The sequence below is a fragment of the Stutzerimonas stutzeri RCH2 genome (assembly GCF_000327065.1).
GTDB lineage: Bacteria > Pseudomonadota > Gammaproteobacteria > Pseudomonadales > Pseudomonadaceae > Stutzerimonas > Stutzerimonas stutzeri_AE.
Window position 1 is genome coordinate 1,627,134 of sequence record NC_019936.1, and the last position, 14,795, is coordinate 1,641,928.

Genomic DNA, 14,795 nt, shown 5'->3' on the forward strand with positions numbered 1-14,795 from the left:
TCCCTTATCGCAAGGTCAGATGCCGGCTCATCAGGGCGCGCAGTGCGGCTGGCTTGACCGGCTTGGCAAGAAAATCCAGCCCGCTGGCATGAATCGCCGCGATCAGCTCCGGGCGGCCGTCGGCACTGATCACCACACCCGGCACCGGCTCGCCGAGGCGAGTGCGCAGCCAGGCCATCAGCTCGGTGCCGGTCTGGCCCTCGTCCAGGTGATAGTCGACCAACACCAGTTGCGGGCGAATATCCTCGGCCAGCAGGGCTTCGCATTCGTCGCGGTTGCTGGCGGTCCATACCTGGCAGCCCCAGCGTGTGAGCAGGCTGCTCATGCCGACCAGAATGCTGTCTTCATTGTCGATGCACAGCACCTGGGTACCGGTCAGCGCGCTGTGCTGCGGTTCCCCGCGTTTTACCACCGGCCGTGGCTGGCTGAGCGCGCGGGCAATCGGTACGGTGACACTGAACACGCTGCCCTTGCCTGGCCAGGAGCGCACCTCGAGGGGATGCTCAAGTACATGGCAGAGGCCGTCAGCGATGGCCAGTCCCAGGCCAAGCCCCTTTTCTGCGCGTGTCTGGTGGCTGTCCAGGCGTTTGAACTCTTCGAAGATCACCTTCAGCTTGTCCTGCGGAATGCCCGGTCCGCGGTCCCAAACCTCGAGCCGCAGGGAGGCGCCTTGCCGCCGCACGCCGAGCACCACCCGGCCCTTCGCGTAGCGGAACGCGTTGGTGAGGAAGTTCTGCAGCACCCGGCGAAGCAGGCGAATGTCACTGTCGACGCGCAGCTTGCTGCCGTGTACGCGGAAATTCACGCCCTGTTCACGGGCCAGTACGGTGAACTCGGTGCCGAGCGTGTCGAACAGCGTGGCCAACGGGAAGGGGTTGCGATCCGGCGTGACCCGGCCGCTTTCCAGGCGTGAGATATCCAGCAGGTCGGTGATCAGGTCCTCGGCCGAGCGGAGCGAGCTGTCCAGATGCTGTACCAGTTCCTGGGCTTCCCTGGGCAAAGCGCTTTGCTGGTGCGACAGCGCCGCGGAGAACAGGCGCGCTGCGTTGAGCGGCTGCATCAGGTCGTGGCTGACAGCGGCGAGGAAGCGCGTTTTCGACTGATTGGCGGCTTCGGCCGTGCTCTTGGCTTCGATCAACGCCTGGTTGAGCTGCGACAGTTCCTGGGTGCGCTCGCTGACCCGCTGCTCGAGACCTTCGTTGGCGTCTTTCAGCGCGCGTTCGGCCTCGCGGTAGGCGGTAATGTCACTGAAGCTCATGACGAAGCCGCCGCCCGGCATCGGGTTGCCGATCAGCTCGACCACTCGGCCATTGGGGAACAGTCGCTCGGAGGTATGCGCGCGGCCCTGGCGCATCCAGTACAGGCGCTTGGCCACATGGGTGTCGGGATCGCCCGGGCCGCACAGGCCGCGTTCGGCGTTGTAGCGAATGATGTCGGCGATCGGCCGGCCGATGTAGACCAGCCCGTCCGGGTACTCGAAGAGTTCGAGATAGCGATGGTTCCATGCCACCAGGCGCAGCGACTGGTCGACCACGCTGATGCCCTGGGTGATGTTCTCGATCGCACCTTGCAGCAGCGCGCGGTTGAACTGCAGTACTTCGGAGGCTTCGCCGACGATGCGCACCACGTCGTCGACCTGCATGTCGCGGCCTTCCAGCGCCGCTTTGACCACCGCGCGCGTGGAGGACGCGCCGAGCACGCCAGCGAGCAGGCGCTCGGTATGTGCGATCCACTGGCCGTCGGCCTGCAGTTTGGGCGTGAAGTCCTGGCCGTGGCGGCGGGCGAAGCGCTGGAAGCTCTGTTCGGCGCGTTCGGCACCGACGAAGCGCGATGCCAGGGTCAGCAGGTCCTCGACGCGCACGGCGAGCAGGCGCCGCGCGCCGGTCGGCGAGGTGATTTCCTGGCCGATGAAGCGGCTGGCCTGCCAGTGCTCGGCTACGTGAGTCTGAGTCAGGATCGATACCCAGAAGAACAGCGTGGCATTGCCGATCAGCGACAGGGTGACGCCCAGGGTCAAGCCGCTGAGGCCGAATCCGAGGCCGCCGTTGTACATCCAGCTCAGGCCCGGGAACATGTCCAGCGGCCAGCCCAGCAAGGGCAGGATCAGCGTGTAGAACCAGATCGCCGCACCGGCGGTGAGGCCGGCGAACACGCCGCGGCGGTTGGCCTGCTTCCAGTACAGCGCGCCGACCATGGCCGGCGCCAGCTGGGTAATGGCGGCGAAGGCGATCTGGCCGATGGTGGCCAGCGAGGCGGTGGAGCCGAGCAGACGGTAGCTGACATAGGCCAGCAGCAGAATCGCCACAATGGTGATGCGGCGTACCGAGAGCATCCAGTGGCGGAAGGCCTCGAAGGGGCGCTCGGCCTCCTGGCGGCGCAGCAGCCAGGGCAGCAGCATGTCGTTGGAAACCATGGTGGAAAGCGCCACGCTGGCGACGATCACCATGCCGGTGGCCGCCGAAGCGCCACCGATAAAGGCCAGCAGCGCGAGCCACGGATGCAGCTCGGCCAGCGGCAGGCTGATGACGAAGGAGTCCGGGGTGACACCGGCCGGCAGCAGCATCTGTCCGGCGAGGGCGATCGGCACGACGAACACGGCAGCCAGCACGAGGTAGAGCGGGAACACCCAGCGGGCCAGGCGGAAGTCCCGTGGTTCGATGTTTTCCACCACCGAAACGTGAAACTGCCGCGGCAGGCAGACAATCGCCATCATCGCCACGGTGGTCTGTACCAGCATCGCTGCCCAGTTGACGTTCTCGCTCCAGAAGTCGGCGAGCTCCGGTGCGTCGTGGGCCCGGTTGAACAGGTCGCCGAAGCCGTTGTACAGGCCGAAGGTGACGAACGCCCCGACCGCGAGAAAGGCCAGCAGCTTGACCAGCGACTCGAAGGCAATCGCCAGGACCATGCCACGGTGATGCTCGGTGACGTCGAGGTTGCGGGTACCGAAGAGGATGGTGAACAGAGCCAGGACGATGGAGACGATCAATGCGGTGTCGCGGGTGCCGGTGCCGGCCGCCTCGACATTGATGCCACTCAGCACATTCACGCCGAGCACGATGCCTTTGAGCTGCAGGGCGATATAGGGCAGCACGCCGACCAGGCAGATCAGGGTGACCACCACCGCGAGTACCTGTGACTTGCCGTAGCGTGCGGCGATGAAGTCGGCAATCGAGGTGATGTTCTCCTGCTTGCTGATCATGATCATCTTCTGGATCACGTGCGGTGCGAACAGCATCAGCAGGATCGGACCCAGATAGATCGGCAGGAATGCCCACAGTTGCTCGGTGGACTGTCCGACTGCTCCGAAGAACGTCCAGCTGGTGCAGTACACCGCCAGCGACAGGCTGTAAACCCAGGGCCGCAAACGCGGCGACATGGAATCGCGGTTGCGGTCACCGTAGAAGGCGATGGCAAACAGGATGGCCATATAGACGAGGGCGACCGCGGCGATCAGCCCGCCTGACAGCTTCATGCAAACTCCAGAAAGCGAGGGGTAGGCGTCAGATCGGTTTCGGCGGGCCCAGAGGTACGCCGCATTCATTCAGCCCTGACGGCCCATTTATAGGCTCAATCCGCGAAGTTTCGCAGCATTGCTGCGCCCCGTGTGCTGGGTTGCGACCAAGGTCGCATGTGTCTAGCACGGGGCTGCAGCAGCGACGCCGGTCGTCTGTGCAATGGTCTGTCGCCTTCGCCATGGGTTACTGTCTCGGCATTCACCCGTCTTTCCTAACAGGAGAATGTCATGTTCAGCCCGCATCCGGTAACCCTGCAGCGCGGAGCGCTGCGCCTGGCGCCGCTGATGGAGGCGGACATTCCGGAGCTGGTGGCCCTGGCGGAACGAAACCGTGCCGAGCTGACCTTCATGAACGGGCCGCTGCGTCCGGACTGGTATCGCCATGCACTGGCGGAGCAGCGAGACGGTCACGCGGTAGTGTTCAGCATTCGAATGGCAGAGCGGTTGATCGGTACTACCCGCTTCGCCGATTTCGTCAGTAGCCTGCCTGCCGCCGAACTCGGCTGGACCTGGCTGGATCAGGCAGAACATGGCACCGGCCTCAATGCCTCGATCAAGTTCCTGTTGCTGCGCCACGCGTTCGAGGAATGGCAGCTGGTGCGGCTGCAACTTAAAACTGCCGCCAGCAACCTGCGCTCGCAGCGGGCGATCGAGAAGCTCGGTGCGCAGCGCGAGGGTGTATTGCGCAACCACCGGAGGCTGGCGGACGGTCGACTCGACGATACCGTGCTGTACAGCATCACCGACCGGGACTGGCCGCAAGTCAGACAATGCCTCGCTGCCGAGTGACTGTCGCCGAAGCTGCGCTACGCATCGCCTGATACAACCACTTCGGTTATCGTGCGGTGCTTTGTCGCGCAGCCCGCTCGATTCATCACCGATGCTGCCAGGCCGTATGTTGGTGAGGCTGGTCCGGTCGTCGCGATGACGCTTACAAGGAGTTTCGATGTCCCGCTCGCAAGAGTTTGCCCACGGTTGCCGTGACATTCTGCCGTTGATCCTCGGTGCGATCCCCTTCGGGGTGATCTTCGGCACGCTGGCGGTCGCGGCCGGGTTGTCCGGGTGGCAGACCATGGGCATGTCATCGCTGGTGTTCGCCGGCTCCGCGCAGTTCATCGCCGTCACGCTGATCACGGGCGGGGTAGGGGCCGCGGTGGTGTTGCTGACGACCTTTGTCGTGAACCTGCGTCATGCCTTGTATAGCGCTGCGCTGCAGCCGTTCGTTCGTCATTTGCCCGGGCGCTGGCGAGTACCGTTGGCCTTCTGGCTGACCGACGAGGCTTTCGCCGTGGTACAGAACCGCTACGCCCGTGATGATGGTTCGCCCTACAAGCACTGGTTCTTCCTCGGTGCCGCGCTGACCATGTACATCAGTTGGCAGCTGGCAACCCTGGCTGGAGTCGCCTTTGGTCGGGCCGTTCCGGATCTTGCCAGCTGGGGGCTGGACTTTGCCATGATCGCCACTTTTATCGGCATTGCCGTGCCGATGATGCGCACTCGCCCGCAGGTCGCCTCCGCACTGGTGGCAGGCGCCGTCGCATTGCTGACCTGGGACTTGCCATACAAGCTCGGGCTGCTTGCCGCCGCGATGGCCGGTATCGTCGTCGGCGTCTGGCTGGAGCGCCGTGCCGAAGCCGCCGCTCGCCTGGAGGGAGCGCTATGAGTACCTGGTTGCTTATCTTTGGCATGCTGGCGATCACCTTCGTGACTCGCTACAGCTTCTTCGCCTGGCCCGACCTGCGTTTCCCCCGGGCCATCGAACAGGGGCTGCATTACGTGCCGGTGGCAGTACTCACGGCCATCGTGGTGCCGGGCATGCTGATGCCGGAGGGGGCTTGGGCGCTGCACTGGGACAACGCCTATCTGCTGGCCGGCCTGCTGGCTATCGCCATCGCCGCGCTCACCCGCAACCTGCTGGCGACGATCGCCGGCGGGCTGCTCAGTTTCTTCCTGCTGCGCTGGGCGCTCGGGCAGTTGCCGATATGAGCCGGATCTCTCGCGGTACCGGTTCGCCGCGATCGTCATCGACTGACGGGCCGGTCGCCAGGCATTCGCAATTCCGCCTGCTGGGCAAGCGGCGTTTCTTGCCGTTTTTCTGCACGCAGCTGCTCGGCGCATTCAATGACAACGTGTTCAAGCAGGCATTGATCCTGGCGATTCTGTTCAAGCTCGGCACGGCCGCGGATACGAGTTTGCTGATCAACCTCTGCGCGTTGTTGTTCATTCTGCCGTTCTTCCTGTTCTCCGCATTGGGAGGGCAATTCGGCGAGCGTTTCGAGAAGGCCTGGCTGATTCGTCGGATCAAGTTCGCCGAGATCCTGATAATGCTGGCCGGTGCGCTCGGCATGTTGCTCGGCAACCTGCCGTTGCTGCTGGTGGTGCTGTTCTGCATGGGCACGCAATCGGCACTGTTTGGGCCGGTCAAGTATTCGATCCTGCCGCAGCAGCTTGCCGAAGATGAGCTGGTCGGTGGCAACGCGCTAGTGGAAATGGGCACCTTTCTGGCGATTCTCGGCGGCACCATCGGCGCCGGCGTGCTGATGGCGAACGAAGCCTACGCCGAACTGGTGGCGGTCAGCGTGGTGCTGATCGCGCTGGCCGGGTATCTGGCAAGCCTCGCTATTCCTGGCGGAACGGCCGCCCTGCCGACCCTACATATGGATTGGCACGTGCTGCGTCAGTCATGGCGAATCCTGCGGCTCGGGTTCGGTCAGCAGCGGGCCGTGTCGCGGGCAATGCTCGGCAACTCCTGGTTCTGGTTTCTCGGTGCGACCTATCTGACGCAGATTCCGGCCTTTGCCAAGGACCACCTGGGGGGCGATGAAAGTGTGGTGACGCTGATCCTTACGCTGTTCTCGGTGGGCATCGCGCTGGGTTCACTGTTGTGCGAACGGCTGTCGCGGCACCATGTGGAGATAGGGCTGGTGCCCTTCGGGGCGATCGGCCTTAGCCTCTGTGGAGTCCTGTTGTGGTGGCATGCGGGGGACCATATGACTACCGCGGCAACCATCAGCTGGCTGGCATTGCTCGGCGAACCCTCGAACTGGTGGGTACTGGCGGACATTCTGGGGTTGGGCATTTTCGGGGGGCTGTATATCGTGCCGCTGTATGCGCTGATCCAGTCGCGCAGCGTGGTTCATGAGCGCTCGCGGGTGGTCGCGGCGAACAACATCCTCAATGCCCTGTTCATGGTCATGTCAGCCATCATCGCGATCGTGCTGCTGGTGTTGCTGAACCTGACGATTCCGCAGCTTTTCCTCGTGGTCTCGCTACTCAGTGTGCTGGTATGTGGCGCGCTGTTCATCGATGTGCCGGAGTTCATCGAGCGGTTTCTGCTTTGGTCGCTGGGGGAGCGGCTGGGCGGGGTGCTGCTGGCGCAGCTGAGGTTGCGTTGATGAGGGGGAGAGGTCGGGGCGCTGAATAGCGCCCCGAATGGCATCAGACGCCTTGCGGGGTCTCCTCGCCGCCGAACGCTTCGAACAGCGCCGGCAGAAACTCGCGGAAGGTCATCATCATCAGCAGGAAGCTGGCGTCCTGCTGAGCGAGAGCATCGTCACCGCCATCCTGTTCGGCCTGGTCCTGCAGCAGTTCCTCGAAGCGCAGGCGCTTGATGATCAGCTTGTCGTCCAGTACGAACGAGAGCTTGTCCTGCCAGGCCAGGGACAGCTGGGTGACCTGCTTGCCGGCTTCCATATGCTGCTGGATCTCATCGCTGGTCAGATCCTGGCGCTTGCAGCGCACCACGCCGCCATCTTCGTGGGTGTCACGCAGCTCGCATTCGTCGAGCACGAAGAAGTCGGCCGCAGACTTCTGCGTCTTCACCCAGTCGGTGAGGGTGGCGCTTGGGGCGATTTTCACCGTCAGCGGGCGCACCGGCAGAGAGCCGATGGCTTCGCGCAGGGTGGAGAGCAGGTCTTCGGCTTTCTTCGCACTGGCCGAATTCACCAGAATCAGCCCGCGCTCGGCGTCGATCGCGGCGAAGGTACCGGACTTGCGAATAAAGGCGCGCGGCAGGAAGGCCTGGATGATCTCGTCCTTGATCTGATCGCGTTCCTTCTTGTAGACCTTGCGCATCTGCTCCGCTTCGATCTCGTCGATCTTCTCCTTTACTGCGTCCTTGACCACGCTGCCAGGAAGGATGCGTTCTTCCTTGCGCGTGGCGATCAGCAGGAAACCCTGGCTGACATGTACCAACGGTGCGTCTTCACCCTTGCCGAAAGGTGCGACGAAGCCATAGGTGCTCAGTTCCTGGCTGGCGCAGGGACGGGCGGATTTTGCGGCCAGTGCGGCTTCGAGTGTCTCGGCATCCAGAGCGACATTTTGGGTGAGACGGTAAACGAGCAGGTTACGAAACCACATGGCGAGGTAAATCTCCGGAAAGCAAAGGGGGGCATTATTCCCGCCTGGCTACTTAAGGCCAACCCTTGATGAAGTGAACGGGCTGCGGGCAGGAAAAAACGCCGCTTTAAAGAGGGATTTCCTAAGTCTTTGGAACTTCTGCAATTTTTTTTTCGAAAGGGGGTTGCCAAGGTCAGGAACCCTCTCTAGAATGCGCCCCACTTCGAGAGCAAACGGGTGATTAGCTCAGCTGGGAGAGCATCTGCCTTACAAGCAGAGGGTCGGCGGTTCGATCCCGTCATCACCCACCACTCGAGGTTTAGCGCAGCGGTAGTTCAGTCGGTTAGAATACCGGCCTGTCACGCCGGGGGTCGCGGGTTCGAGTCCCGTCCGCTGCGCCATATTCGCTTCATGGGTCCACTGAACGCCCTGGAGCAACAGAAAAAACGGCCATTAAAGGCCGTTTTTTTTTGCCCATTTTTTTATAGGCCGATGTAACCGGTCCGCTCCGGCTTCCCTTCAGCAGAAATGCTACGCGCTTCCTTTCTTTGCCATCTCTTTACCGTGCTTGCCCGGAGGCGCGGTAGCCAGTGCCTGGATGCGCTGCTAAGCTCGGGCACTGATTTTTTGAAATGCTCACAGCGCTTAAGGAAACAGCATGAAACTGAGACACCACCGTTTGGCACCTGCGGTTGCGCTGGTTGGCCTGGTATTGGCCGGCTGCGACTCGCAGACCAGTGTCAAACTCGACACTCCGGCGCAGAAGGCGTCCTACGGCATCGGCCTGAACATGGGCAAGAGCCTCGCGCAGGAGGGTATGGACGATCTCGATTCCCAGGCTGTGGCGCAGGGCATCGAAGACGCCATCGGCAATAAAGAGCAGAAGCTCACTGATGAGCAGCTGATGGAAGCGTTCACCTTCCTGCAGACGCGAGCCGAAGAGCGCATGACCGAGATGAATGCCAAGGCGGTCGAGGCTGGCAAGAAGTTCCTTGAAGACAACGCCAAGCGTGACGGCGTGAAGACCACCGAGTCGGGCCTGCAGTACGAGGTCGTCAAGTCCGCCGAAGGTCGTCAGCCGACCGAGAACGACGTGGTGACCGTGCATTACGAGGGCAGCCTGACCGACGGCACCGTCTTCGACAGTTCCATCAAGCGCGGCAGCCCGATCGACCTGCCGGTTGGCGGCGTTATTCCGGGTTGGGTCGAGGGCCTGCAGCTGATGCACGTCGGCGAGAAGTTCAAGCTCTACATCCCGAGCGAGCTGGCTTATGGCGAGCAGAGCCCGAGCCCGCTGATCCCGGCCAATTCGGTGCTGGTGTTCGATCTCGAGCTGCTGGATATCAAGGGTGACGAGCAGTCGTCAGCCGAGCAGCCTGCCGAAGCGGCAGAACAGCAATAAGCGAGCGCTGCATTGCCCGAAACAAAAACGCCCCGATTTGATCGGGGCGTTTTTGTTAGTGCTCGAGCGGATTAGTCGTCCATCTGCGACTGCAGGTAGTTTTCCATTCCAACCTTGTCGATCAGGCTCAGCTGGGTTTCCAGCCAGTCGATGTGCTCTTCTTCGGCCTCGAGGATGTCTTCCAGCAGTTCCCGGCTGCCGTAGTCGCCGACGCTCTCGCAATAGGCAATGGCAACCTTCAGGTCCTGGACGCCACCTTGCTCCAGGCGGAGGTCGCATTCGAGCATCTCGCGCGTGTTCTCTCCGATCTGCAGCTTGCCAAGATCCTGCAGGTTCGGCAGGCCTTCGAGGAAGAGGATGCGCTTGATCAGCTTGTCCGCATGCTTCATCTCGTCGATGGATTCTTCGTACTCATGCTTGCCGAGCTTGCCGAGACCCCAGTCCTCATACATGCGCGCGTGCAGGAAGTACTGGTTGATGGCTACCAGCTCGTTGCCGAGGATCTTGTTGAGGTGCTGAATGACCAGCTTGTCGCCTTTCATGTAGTTAGCCTGCCTGGAGCGGTGGAAGTAGAACCAGTCTGGCCACGGTAAGGTGACCTGTCAAACCTAAGTCCTTGAATGCAAAAGCTAAAACCTAGCGAGAATGGTTGCGTTCCGCATCCAGGCCGGCAAGCGGCTGATTTGCAGGCAAAAAAAAGCCGGGCATGGCCCGGCTGTACGGCTTCAGTCTGTCAAGCCTGAACGAAACTCGCAGGGTAGGCGAGGGCTGTCTGGGCATTCTGTACATTGCTCAGCGTCTCGCGAACGACCTGTTTGGCCACGCAGGCACACTTGCCGCACTGGGTTGCGACGCCGGTCGCTTCGCGCACCGCACGATAGCTGCAGCAGCCTTCATAGATAGCATCGCGAATCTGGCCGTCGGTGACACCCTGGCAAAGACAGACGTACATAAAGCACTACCCGTTCATTTCGTTGATGGCTGGGATGCTAATCAGAATGAGAATAATTGTCAAAGCCCGGCTGTCGGCGATCTACAAAAGATTGCGTTTTTTCAGGGTTTAGTTGATGGGCCGCTAATTGAGCATCAGCGCAGCCCGGCCGGGTGCACTGTCGTTGCGGTAAACTGCGCCCCTTTCAGAAACTGGAGCCTACTCATGGCGCTGCAAGCCACGCCTTACAAAGTTGAAATAAATCTTACCGATCTCGATCGTCATGTTTATCAGGATCTGCGTTTCACCGTGGCTCGTCATCCGTCGGAAACCGAAGAGCGGATGGTGGCGAGGCTGATCGCTTATATCCTTTGGTACGGCGAGCAGTTGGCATTTGGCCGCGGGCTTTCGGATGTTGATGAGCCAGCGTTGTGGGAAAAGAGTCTGGACGACCGCGTGCTGCACTGGATCGAAGTGGGCCAGCCGGACGCTGAGCGGATCACCTGGTGCTCGCGCCGTGCCGAGCGCTTCAGTCTCGTGGCCTATGGCAACCTGCGCGTTTGGCAGACCAAGGTGCTCGATAGTGTCCGCAGCCTGAAGAAGATCAACGTCGTAGCGGTGGGGCAGGAGGCGCTGGAGTCAGTCTCGCGTGATCTGCCGCGGTCGATCAGCTGGAGCGTAATGATCAGCGAAGGGTCGATGTTCATCACCGATGAGCGCGGCCAGCATGAGATACCCCTGGAATGGTTGATCGGCGAACGCGGCTGAGGCGCTCGCCGATCAGCCCCGCAGGGCGCTACGATTTCTCGATCAAGACTGCCAGAACTGCACGAACGCATTGAACGACATTACCACCCCAACCGCCGTGGCCAGCATGGCCAATATGCCGAACACCAGCATCCAGGTGGGGTGACGGTAGGCGTCGCCGACGATGCTCGCTTTGCGCGAGGCGAGCAGTATGCAACCCAGCGCCAGCGGCAGTACCAGGGCATTCAGCGTGCCGGCCACCACCAGAACCTTCACGGGCTGGCCGACCAGGCTGTAGATCAGCGTCGAGCAGGCGATAAAGGCGATGACCATCCGCTGGTTGTGGCGCTGGATGCTGTCATGCAGCGAGTACATGAAGGTCACACTGGTGTAAGCGGCGCCGATCACCGATGACACCGAGGCAGCCAGCAGCACTACGCCAAAAATCTTGTAGCCGATGGTGCCCATCGAGTGGGAAAACACCGATGCAGCGGGATTGCTCGGATCGAGACTCAGCCCTTGGCTGACGACACCGAGCGCCGCGAGGAACAGGCAGATGCGCACGACTCCGGTGGTGGCGATGCCGATCACTGCGGCGCGAGACACCAGCTTGACGTTCTCGATGCCCGTAATACCAGCCTCGACCAGGCGATGGCCTCCGGAGAACGAGATGTATCCGCCGACCGTTCCGCCGACCAGTGTCACGATCGGCAACAGCAGGATCAGCGGGTCGTCGGGGTTGAAGCTGCGGCTCATGGCCTCCAGCAGTGGCGGGTTCGACTGCAGCATGGCGTAGCCGATCATGCACAGCATCACCAGCCCAAGCACCTGCATCACCGAATCCATCACGCCCTTGGCGTTGCGTAGCAGGAAGATGCCGATGATCAGCACGGCGGCGATCAGCGAACCGATCAGCGGCGGGATGCCGAAGATCACGTTCATCGCCAACCCGGCACCGCCGATGTTGCCGATATTGAAGGCAATACCGCCGAGCACGATGAGGGCCGAAATCAGGTGGCCGACGCCGGGTATTACTCGATTGGCGACGTCCTGCCCGCGCAGATTGGCGACGGTGATCACGCGCCAGATATTGAGCTGGGCACCGATGTCGATGAGCAATGAGATCAGGATCGCGAAGGCGAAACTCGCCAGATACTTCTCGGTAAACAGCGACGTCTGGGTCAGAAATGCCGGACCGATGGACGATGTCGCCATGATGAAGATGGCGCCGCGAAGGACGTTACGCTGTGCGGGTGTGCCGCGTTCGGCTTGTGTGGATTGCATTGAGTACCTTCTTTTTCTTGGCGTTAGGGCAGGTAGGAATGCGTCCGGGCGTGCCCGGCTGAGCTGTTCTTGTTGTGCGGCTGCGGAGCTTGCAGTCGTGTCCGTCGGCTCCTTCGCTAGCTATTGCCACTGACCGAGCAGCGCTTTGTGTTGACGCTGTGCAGCTTCCAGCGCAATGGGCTTGAGCCTGAGCGTAGTGCCGGGCAGGCACTGCGCCAGCTGGGCGACTGCCTGTGGCGTAAGGGCGCCAAGGCGCGGGTAACCGCCGATGGTCTGTCGGTCATTGAGCAGGACGATCGGCTGACCGTCCGCCGGAACCTGGATCGCGCCCAGCGGCACGCCTTCGGAGATCATGCTCGAGCGTGCGCAGCGCAGGGGCGGGCCCAGCAGGCGAACACCCATCCGGTCGGCGCGCTGGTCGACCGTCCAGTCGCTGTTGAACGCATCGAACAGGCTCTGCCCGGTGAAGTCGCCGATCTGCGCCCCCAGTACGACCGATAGCCCGATGCCGGGTGGCGGCACCAGCGGCAGCTCGGGCAGGGTACGCATCGTCGTGGCGTGGCCGCGCCAGTGCAGAAGGTCGCCCTTGGCCAGCGGCTGGCCGTCTCCGTTCAGCCCGCCGAGCTGCTCCCGGCGTACGGTGGCAGAGCTGCCCAGCACCTCTGGTGCGCTGAAACCGCCGGGTGCGGCGAGATAGGCGCGAACACCCTGGCGCGGTTGACTGAAGATCAGTGTCTGACCCTGCCGGATGCTGAAGGCGCGTCCGGGCATGAGGGGCTCGCCATCGAGCGTCGCGCCGAGATCGGCACCGCAGAGTGCGAGGCAGGTGTCGGCCTGAGCGCGCAGGCTGAAATTGCCCAGGGTGATCTCCACCGTGGAGGCCTGCTGCGGATTGCCCAGCAGCCAGTTGGCCCAGCCGTGGGATAGCCAGTCCACGGCACCGCCCTGGGTCACGCCGAGTTGGCGGACGCCGCTGCGGCCGGCGTCCTGCAGAGTGGCCAGGGCCCCGGCCTGTTCGATCAGCAGGCTCATGCGGCGGTCTCCTGGAATGGGCTGTCGTCGCCGCCGAGACGGATGAACTCGGCCCGCTCGATGGGCACGAAGCGCACGCGGTCGCCGGGTTGCCAGAGGCTGAAGCCGTCCAGTTCGCGGTCGAACAGGCGAACCGGGCTGCGACCTATCAGGTTCCAGCCACCTGGTGATACCAGCGGATAGATGGCGGTCTGCCGATCGGCGATGCCCAGGCTGCCGGCCGGCACCTGCTTGCGCGGCGTCGCCAGACGTGGGCTGGCGAGGCGCTCGTCGACCAGCCCGAGAAAGGCGAAGCCGGGGGCGAAGCCGAGGGCGAAGACCTGATAGATGTGCGCACTGTGTCGCTCGATGACCCCCGCGACACCGAGGCCGCTGCGCTCGCCCAGCGCTTGCAGTTCCGGGCCGATGCTCGGGTCGTACCACACCGGAATGTCGTGCTGACGGGCGCTCGCCGCCGCGGCCGGTTCCAGCCCATCGAGGGCCTGCCGCAAGTACTGGCGGGCCTGATGATCGTCCAGTTGCCTCAGGTCGTAATGCACCAGCAGGGTGGTGTAGGAGGGCACCAGATCTATTAGTGCACCGCCCAACGCATCGCGCACACGCTGGGTGGCGGCCAGCATCCACGGCATATTGTCTTCGTCGATCTGGTCGAACAGGCGCAGCAGCAGGCTATCGATACCGACCACTTCGATCCGCGGCGTCATACGGGAAGCGCCTGCAGTGCCTGACGAATGCGCTGCACGGCGGCGATGGAGCCGGCGTTGTCGCCGTGCACGCAGAGGGTATCGGCCTGCAGGATCAGCGCACTGCCATCGCTGGCCGTCAACGCTTCACCCTTGGCCAGGCGCAGGGCCTGATCGGCCACCGTTTCGGCGTCGTGATGCACGGCACCCGGCAGGTTGCGTGAGACCAGCATGCCAGCGGCGTCGTAGGCGCGGTCGGCAAATACTTCGAACCACAGGGTGATGCCGATTTCCGCCGCCAGCGCCTGGCTCGCGTTGTTGTCGCGGGTGGACATCAGCATCAGCGGCAGGCTGGGGGCGTAGGCCTTGATGGCGCTCATCACGGCTCGCAGCAGTTCCGGCTGGCGCATCATGTCGTTGTACAGCGCACCGTGAGGTTTGACGTAGCGGACCTGCGTGCCTTCGGCGCGGCAGAGGCCGTCGAGTGCGCCAATCTGGTAGAGCAGCATGTTCTCCACTTCGGCCGGGCTGCAGGCCATGGAACGGCGGCCGAAGCCGACCAGATCCGGATAGGCCGGGTGCGCACCGATAAGCACATCATGCTGCCGTGCCAGTGCGACGGTGCGACGCATGATCTGCGGGTCGGAGGCGTGGAAGCCACAGGCAATGTTGGCGCAGTCGATGAAGGGCATCACCTCGGCATCCAGGCCCATGGTCCAGGCGCCGAAGCTTTCGCCGATGTCGCAGTTGAGTAGTAAGCGACCCATTTTCTTGTCCTCGAGGGGTGGTTGGTCGATCCCGGCGGTTAGACAATGATAAAACGATGATAAATTATCAATATGTTTTTGGTGTTCTTTGTCGAAA

Annotated in this window: 14 protein-coding genes and 2 tRNA genes; 8 read left to right on the forward strand and 8 right to left on the reverse strand. The window is 62.6% G+C overall.

The annotated features are described in order from the left end of the window. Nucleotides 1-4: 4 nt before the first annotated feature. Nucleotides 5-3,472 carry a PAS domain-containing hybrid sensor histidine kinase/response regulator gene (locus tag PSEST_RS07450; protein ID WP_015276387.1) on the reverse strand — a complete coding sequence of 1,156 codons (3,468 nt, stop codon included), beginning with the start codon at nt 3,470-3,472 and terminating at the stop codon, nt 5-7. 270 nt (nt 3,473-3,742) lie between these two features. On the opposite strand from PSEST_RS07450, the gene PSEST_RS07455 reads away from it, so the two are divergent. From PSEST_RS07455 to PSEST_RS07470, 4 genes are all read left to right on the forward strand, one after another. Beyond that, on the forward strand, nt 3,743-4,303 hold the full coding sequence (locus tag PSEST_RS07455) for a GNAT family N-acetyltransferase (RefSeq protein ID WP_015276388.1): 561 nt from the start codon (nt 3,743-3,745) through the stop codon (nt 4,301-4,303). A gap of 157 nt (nt 4,304-4,460) precedes the next feature. After that, the gene (locus tag PSEST_RS07460) at nt 4,461-5,177 is read left to right on the forward strand and encodes an AzlC family ABC transporter permease (protein WP_015276389.1); all 717 of its coding nucleotides are present in this window, start codon (nt 4,461-4,463) and stop codon (nt 5,175-5,177) included. Further along, a complete protein-coding gene (locus PSEST_RS07465; protein ID WP_015276390.1) occupies nt 5,174-5,500 on the forward strand; it encodes an AzlD domain-containing protein in 327 nt (108 codons plus the stop codon). The genes PSEST_RS07460 and PSEST_RS07465 overlap by 4 nt, the downstream gene beginning before the upstream one ends. Further along, a complete protein-coding gene (locus tag PSEST_RS07470; protein WP_015276391.1) occupies nt 5,497-6,909 on the forward strand; it encodes an MFS transporter in 1,413 nt (470 codons plus the stop codon). The genes PSEST_RS07465 and PSEST_RS07470 overlap by 4 nt, the downstream gene beginning before the upstream one ends. A gap of 43 nt (nt 6,910-6,952) precedes the next feature. Here the strand turns inward: PSEST_RS07470 and rdgC are convergent, their stop codons facing one another. Then, nucleotides 6,953-7,873: a recombination-associated protein RdgC gene (rdgC, locus tag PSEST_RS07475; protein ID WP_015276392.1), complete on the reverse strand. Its 921-nt coding sequence runs from the start codon at nt 7,871-7,873 to the stop codon at nt 6,953-6,955. Between the two features lie 214 nt (nt 7,874-8,087). On the opposite strand from rdgC, the gene PSEST_RS07480 reads away from it, so the two are divergent. From PSEST_RS07480 to PSEST_RS07490, 3 genes are all read left to right on the forward strand, one after another. Beyond that, nucleotides 8,088-8,163 (forward strand) — tRNA-Val (locus PSEST_RS07480). Between the two features lie 13 nt (nt 8,164-8,176). Further along, nucleotides 8,177-8,253: transfer RNA gene (locus PSEST_RS07485), tRNA-Asp, on the forward strand. A 257-nt stretch (nt 8,254-8,510) separates the two neighbouring features. Beyond that, nucleotides 8,511-9,254 (forward strand): FKBP-type peptidyl-prolyl cis-trans isomerase, encoded by a 744-nt coding sequence (locus tag PSEST_RS07490; protein ID WP_015276393.1) that lies wholly within the window; start codon nt 8,511-8,513, stop codon nt 9,252-9,254. Nucleotides 9,255-9,325: 71 nt separating this feature from the next. Here the strand turns inward: PSEST_RS07490 and bfr are convergent, their stop codons facing one another. Both bfr and PSEST_RS07500 read right to left on the reverse strand, forming a co-directional pair. Further along, on the reverse strand, nt 9,326-9,796 hold the full coding sequence (bfr, locus tag PSEST_RS07495) for a bacterioferritin (RefSeq protein WP_015276394.1): 471 nt from the start codon (nt 9,794-9,796) through the stop codon (nt 9,326-9,328). Nucleotides 9,797-9,987: 191 nt separating this feature from the next. Next, nucleotides 9,988-10,206: a bacterioferritin-associated ferredoxin gene (locus tag PSEST_RS07500; RefSeq protein WP_015276395.1), complete on the reverse strand. Its 219-nt coding sequence runs from the start codon at nt 10,204-10,206 to the stop codon at nt 9,988-9,990. Between the two features lie 204 nt (nt 10,207-10,410). Between PSEST_RS07500 and PSEST_RS07505 the strand changes: the two genes are divergently transcribed. Beyond that, entirely contained in the window at nt 10,411-10,953 is a 543-nt protein-coding gene (locus tag PSEST_RS07505) for a YaeQ family protein (protein WP_015276396.1), read from the forward strand. A gap of 42 nt (nt 10,954-10,995) precedes the next feature. Here PSEST_RS07505 and PSEST_RS07510 read toward each other — a convergent pair whose 3' ends face one another. The 4 genes from PSEST_RS07510 to PSEST_RS07525 form a co-directional block, all read right to left on the reverse strand. Beyond that, nucleotides 10,996-12,216, reverse strand: a complete 1,221-nt coding sequence (locus tag PSEST_RS07510) for an NRAMP family divalent metal transporter (protein WP_015276397.1) — start codon at nt 12,214-12,216, stop codon at nt 10,996-10,998. A gap of 120 nt (nt 12,217-12,336) precedes the next feature. After that, the gene (locus tag PSEST_RS07515) at nt 12,337-13,248 is read right to left on the reverse strand and encodes a biotin-dependent carboxyltransferase family protein (protein ID WP_015276398.1); all 912 of its coding nucleotides are present in this window, start codon (nt 13,246-13,248) and stop codon (nt 12,337-12,339) included. Then, a complete protein-coding gene (pxpB, locus tag PSEST_RS07520; protein ID WP_015276399.1) occupies nt 13,245-13,952 on the reverse strand; it encodes a 5-oxoprolinase subunit PxpB in 708 nt (235 codons plus the stop codon). The genes PSEST_RS07515 and pxpB overlap by 4 nt, the downstream gene beginning before the upstream one ends. Next, on the reverse strand, nt 13,949-14,698 hold the full coding sequence (locus PSEST_RS07525) for a 5-oxoprolinase subunit PxpA (RefSeq protein ID WP_015276400.1): 750 nt from the start codon (nt 14,696-14,698) through the stop codon (nt 13,949-13,951). Before PSEST_RS07525 ends, pxpB begins: the two co-directional genes overlap by 4 nt. Between the last annotated feature and the right edge of the window lie 97 nt (nt 14,699-14,795).

What these genes read in the sequence shown, in the direction of transcription:
- PSEST_RS07525 (WP_015276400.1), bottom strand. Translation starts at nt 14,698, where the DNA reads ATGGGTCGCTTACTACTCAACTGCGACATCGGCGAAAGCTTCGGCGCC.
- rdgC (WP_015276392.1), bottom strand. Translation starts at nt 7,873, where the DNA reads ATGTGGTTTCGTAACCTGCTCGTTTACCGTCTCACCCAAAATGTCGCT.
- bfr (WP_015276394.1), bottom strand. Translation starts at nt 9,796, where the DNA reads ATGAAAGGCGACAAGCTGGTCATTCAGCACCTCAACAAGATCCTCGGC.
- PSEST_RS07470 (WP_015276391.1), top strand. Translation starts at nt 5,497, where the DNA reads ATGAGCCGGATCTCTCGCGGTACCGGTTCGCCGCGATCGTCATCGACT.
- PSEST_RS07465 (WP_015276390.1), top strand. Translation starts at nt 5,174, where the DNA reads ATGAGTACCTGGTTGCTTATCTTTGGCATGCTGGCGATCACCTTCGTG.
- pxpB (WP_015276399.1), bottom strand. Translation starts at nt 13,952, where the DNA reads ATGACGCCGCGGATCGAAGTGGTCGGTATCGATAGCCTGCTGCTGCGC.
- PSEST_RS07500 (WP_015276395.1), bottom strand. Translation starts at nt 10,206, where the DNA reads ATGTACGTCTGTCTTTGCCAGGGTGTCACCGACGGCCAGATTCGCGAT.
- PSEST_RS07510 (WP_015276397.1), bottom strand. Translation starts at nt 12,216, where the DNA reads ATGCAATCCACACAAGCCGAACGCGGCACACCCGCACAGCGTAACGTC.
- PSEST_RS07515 (WP_015276398.1), bottom strand. Translation starts at nt 13,248, where the DNA reads ATGAGCCTGCTGATCGAACAGGCCGGGGCCCTGGCCACTCTGCAGGAC.
- PSEST_RS07450 (WP_015276387.1), bottom strand. Translation starts at nt 3,472, where the DNA reads ATGAAGCTGTCAGGCGGGCTGATCGCCGCGGTCGCCCTCGTCTATATG.
- PSEST_RS07455 (WP_015276388.1), top strand. Translation starts at nt 3,743, where the DNA reads ATGTTCAGCCCGCATCCGGTAACCCTGCAGCGCGGAGCGCTGCGCCTG.
- PSEST_RS07460 (WP_015276389.1), top strand. Translation starts at nt 4,461, where the DNA reads ATGTCCCGCTCGCAAGAGTTTGCCCACGGTTGCCGTGACATTCTGCCG.
- PSEST_RS07490 (WP_015276393.1), top strand. Translation starts at nt 8,511, where the DNA reads ATGAAACTGAGACACCACCGTTTGGCACCTGCGGTTGCGCTGGTTGGC.
- PSEST_RS07505 (WP_015276396.1), top strand. Translation starts at nt 10,411, where the DNA reads ATGGCGCTGCAAGCCACGCCTTACAAAGTTGAAATAAATCTTACCGAT.